The sequence below is a fragment of the Vibrio sp. 10N.222.48.A3 genome (assembly GCF_041475345.1).
Lineage (GTDB): Bacteria > Pseudomonadota > Gammaproteobacteria > Enterobacterales > Vibrionaceae > Vibrio > Vibrio tasmaniensis_A.
Window position 1 is genome coordinate 1 of the sequence record NZ_JBFRVX010000259.1, and the last position, 4,069, is coordinate 4,069.

General features: G+C 46.5%; 5 protein-coding genes. All 5 read right to left on the bottom strand.

The window, feature by feature from the left end; all coding sequences use genetic code 11:
- Positions 1-597: cobalamin biosynthesis central domain-containing protein (locus AB4653_RS08615; RefSeq protein ID WP_372103848.1), on the bottom strand; the 597-nt coding region annotated here is incomplete at its 3' end.
- Positions 597-1,427 carry a precorrin-2 C(20)-methyltransferase gene (gene cobI, locus AB4653_RS08620; protein WP_102258165.1) on the bottom strand — a complete coding sequence of 277 codons (831 nt, stop codon included), beginning with the start codon at positions 1,425-1,427 and terminating at the stop codon, positions 597-599. The genes cobI and AB4653_RS08615, both read right to left, overlap by 1 nt.
- 66 nt (positions 1,428-1,493) lie before the next feature.
- Positions 1,494-2,792 (bottom strand): precorrin-6y C5,15-methyltransferase (decarboxylating) subunit CbiE, encoded by a 1,299-nt coding sequence (gene cbiE / locus AB4653_RS08625; RefSeq protein WP_102258166.1) that lies wholly within the window; start codon positions 2,790-2,792, stop codon positions 1,494-1,496.
- Positions 2,789-3,448: a precorrin-8X methylmutase gene (locus AB4653_RS08630; RefSeq protein WP_009847682.1), complete on the bottom strand. Its 660-nt coding sequence runs from the start codon at positions 3,446-3,448 to the stop codon at positions 2,789-2,791. Before AB4653_RS08630 ends, cbiE begins: the two co-directional genes overlap by 4 nt.
- A 20-nt stretch (positions 3,449-3,468) precedes the next feature.
- On the bottom strand, positions 3,469-4,069 hold a 601-nt coding region (locus AB4653_RS08635; RefSeq protein ID WP_372103851.1), incomplete at its 5' end, for a cobalt-precorrin-5B (C(1))-methyltransferase.

A 4,069-nucleotide genomic window follows, 5' to 3' on the forward strand; every position in this document is an offset into this window, starting at 1 on the left:
GCTTAGTGCTGGGTGGGTAATGATGTGTCTTGGCATGGAACGTTTGTTCTGCCACCAGTTCTGTTCGCCAGCGTGCTGCACGATTAGAATGCGTTTTTCATTTACAACTGCTGCACTGGTGGCGGTGATCGCGGGTTCGCATTGTGGATCAAGTGTCCAACCAAATGGCGATCCGAGCATATCAACCGACAAACTGCCGGCAGCGTCAGAAGCGGTGGTGATTACAGGAGTCGCGTTGAGTGCTTGTGAGACTTGTAACGCGATCCCATTTGCGCCACCGCGATGACCAGATAGCATAGGGATCACGAATTGGCCGTGATCGTCAATGCAGATCACGCCGGGGTCGGTGCGTTTGTCTTCTAGCAAAGGGCCGATCATTCGGCTGACAATACCCGCAGCAAAAAAGCAGATATGGTGATCATATTGCTTAAATTGAGGAGGAAGAAAACCAGAAAGCGGCAGGGTTAACTCATCGGCTTCTGGGTATTCTTCTTGTCCAACTGGTGCAATAAAGACATCAGCAAACGGAAACGTTTTAGCTAAGCGTTTGGCTTGCCTTGCTCCGTGTAGCGTGATGGCATAAATGGCGATTTTCATTACGCTTTACCGGCAATAGTTTTATCGATGCTATCTTTACCACTATCAGCTTTACCACCATCAAGAACGGCACATTTCTTTGATTCATTAGTACCACGTAGTACGCCACGACGAGCGCGAACTGAAAGCTGAACCATAGAGAAGTAGCGGTTTTCATTCGGTACATCGCGTAGGTCAGAGTAAAGCTCTTGTTTTTCTGTGGTGGCATGCGACACGTAGGTTGCACAATCCAACATGTCCATCGACTCAAGTTGAGTGATCAGCTTGGGGATAACGCGACCTGCTTTGATTAACATGATGGTGTCAAAATCTTCGACTAGCTTTTCTAAACACTCGATACCCCATGTCGCAGGTACAACACAAAAACGCTCCTGACCGTCAGCAAGTGGAATTTTTGTTTGTGATGGAATAGCGGTAACTGAAGTGATACCCGGAATGATCACCGGATCAAGTTCAGGAAGTAGCTCTGTCAGTTCTTCTTGGATGTATGCCCATGTGCTGTAAACCGATGGATCACCTTCGGTTGCAAATGCCACGTCTTTACCTTGCTTTAATAGTTCAACAATTGTGACGGCGGCTTTACGCCATGCAGGAACGTTGATGCTTGGGTCACGCGTCATTGGGAAGTGCAAAAATAGGTATTCGCCTTTCATGCTTTCAGGGCTAACAGAACCCGCTGCAATTTGTTGAGCAAAAGAGTGGTTACTGCCCGCGTCTTTTTCTGGAAACGCGACAATGTCGACGGTGCTGAGTAGTCGGTGAGCTTTAAGTGTTAATAATTCTGGGTCTCCAGTGCCGACACCAATTACGTACATAGTTCCTAATTTCATCTGTGCTTTCTCTAATTATGTTTTTATTTAATTTGTTGAGTGGCGCTTAATTAAAAAATTAAGCGATTATTTCTGAATAAACGGCTTGGTAAAAATAAATAAGTGAATCGGATTTTCTGATTGATAACGGGTGTAGTGAGCGAGTGGTACACCTGTTGATATAGAGACCAGTTGAACCTGTGTCGGAGCATTGCTGTCTTTACTCCATTGATGAAGTTCGCAAACTGAATCGACAGTCACTGCAGAACCGATCACAACGCCGCCCGGTTTTATTGCTGACCAACAGAAATCTAAAATGGTGTGCATGTTGCCGCGGCTTCCACCAATAAAAATACTGTCTGGCTGAGGCAAGGTGTCGGGCTGTATTGGGGCTTTATCTCGAATCAGTTGCACGTTGTCGGTACCGTGCGCTCTAAAGTTAGCCTCGACCGACTCATAACATTCTTGGTTTGATTCAATGGTGAAGACTTGTCCTTGATAGCACTGTTTAGCGGCTTCTATCGCAATAGAACCTGAGCCTGTGCCTATATCCCACACCACAGATCTTGGCTGAATACGCATACTTGCTAACGCTAAGTGACGAACGGGCTGTTTGGTAATTAAGCCGCGCTTAGGCATGCGCTTCATGAAGTCATCATCGTTGGCGTATTGGCCCAATTCACCCCACGCATGAGGTAGCGTTCGGTGCAGTACCATTACATTGAGCGTAGAGAAGTCGTCGGAACTTTTTAGTGCGAGGTCTTCGAGAGTCCACTGGCTTATCTTTTCGTCGGTGCCACCTAAGTTCTCACATACCCAAGCCGTCCAACCTTGTTGATTAAAGTCGACTAAGTGTTTCGCAATACGAGCTGGGTTGTTTTGAACATCGGTTAGCAAGCAGTAGCTAGTTCCCCATTGCATTTGGCTTGCGATACCTTTAATGCCATCGTAATGCTGCTTTCTTCCATGTAGTGAAATTGCTTTGGTTTCTTGCCATGCAATGCCGACTCGGCTGCAAGCGAGTTGCATTGAACAAGGGGAGGGAATAAAGCGTACTTCATCATTAGGCAGTTTTTTTAATAACGATTCGCCGATGCCAAAGAACAATGGGTCGCCAGAAGCTAATACGACGACGCCGCCTTCCTCGCATTCATCAAGCAACTTAGCGAACCAAGATAGATAGCCTTCTTGCATCGATAAGCGTTGACCTTTGAATTGGGGAAACCAATCCAATAGTCGGTCGTTACCTGCAACAACGCGTGCAGATTCAACTGCATTAACAGCTCGACTGGTTAGGCTTAAACACCCATCTTCGGGTACTCCGACTACCGTGATAGCCGATTGATAGCAATCGATAAGCTGAGAGTGAGTACTTACATTATTCATTTTACTGACTCAGCAAGTAGGGCGTGAATAGTCGATACCACTAACGGGCTGCCACCTTTACGGCCTAGGCTGGCAATGTAAGGCACGGTGTTTTGTTCAGTTAATGCTTGCTTCGATTCATCTGCTTTTACGAAACCAACAGGAATGCCAATGATCAATGCAGGTTTTGCTTCGCCTGCTTCTATCATGCGCAATAGCTCAAGTAATGCGGTAGGCGCATTGCCTACACCTATGATAGAGCCGTCGAGTAGGCCGTTATCGCGGGCATAACGCATTGAGTGAATAGCACGTGTTTCTCCTGTCTCTTTGGCCGTGCTAATGACGTCTGGATGACTAATGAAGCACTGTGCTTTATTGCCGTAAGCGTTGAGGCGAGTTTGGTTTAAACCTGTCACGATCATGCTGACATCGGTAATGATGTTGGCACCATTTTTTAAAGCGGTAATGGCAGACTCAATCGCGTTGTCGCTGAATTGATATAATTTAGCGTATTCAAAATCACCCGTAGTATGAATGGCACGACGAACCACATTCCATTCACCTTGATTGAAGTTATGTCCCCCATGGAGAGTTTCTATTTCTTCATCGATGATAGAGAAGGAGTCACTTTCAATTTGACGGCCTTGCTTGGTCATTTGACGCATATCGTTAGTCATGGAGTTTTCCTTGTTCATGCTTATTCATCATGAAAGTGAGTGTTGGTATCACTTCCTTTTGAGCAGAGATGTTCTGCTAATAGATCGCCGTTGAAATCGATCAATTTGAATTCAATGCTGACGTGATGTTTGACATACACAGCAGCGTGCTCTGCAGCTTGTTTGCAGAGCAAGGTAAGAAAGTCGTAATTGGGAATCTCTTTGCCCGATTGGGCTTCTTTCCATGTGTCGAGTACGTGGCGGCCTGTGTTGGCTTGGCTAACAGCTTCGGCAAATTCACTCGATGCACCTGATTGAATGGCGAGGTCGGCCAGTAATGAAAAGTCGATAGCTTTACCGGATACGTGAGTCATCATGTGCCCAGCGACCATCTTGCCGAGTTTGCCTATCATGGCGACGACGGTGATTTTGCTCACTTGATAACGTTTTGCTGCGCGCAGTCCGACCCCAACAAAATCACCCGCTTGGATAAAACACATCGAGTCATAACTTGGTAGCATGGCCATCGCTGACTTTTCGGTTCGAGATCCTGTCGTGAGAACCAAGTGGTTTTGGCCATTTTGTTTCGCTATTTGTACCGATTGACGCACAGATGCTGAAAACGCTGAAGTGGAGTAGGGT

What these genes read in the sequence shown, in the direction of transcription:
- cobI (WP_102258165.1), bottom strand. Translation starts at nt 1,427, where the DNA reads ATGAAATTAGGAACTATGTACGTAATTGGTGTCGGCACTGGAGACCCA.
- cbiE (WP_102258166.1), bottom strand. Translation starts at nt 2,792, where the DNA reads ATGAATAATGTAAGTACTCACTCTCAGCTTATCGATTGCTATCAATCG.
- AB4653_RS08630 (WP_009847682.1), bottom strand. Translation starts at nt 3,448, where the DNA reads ATGACTAACGATATGCGTCAAATGACCAAGCAAGGCCGTCAAATTGAA.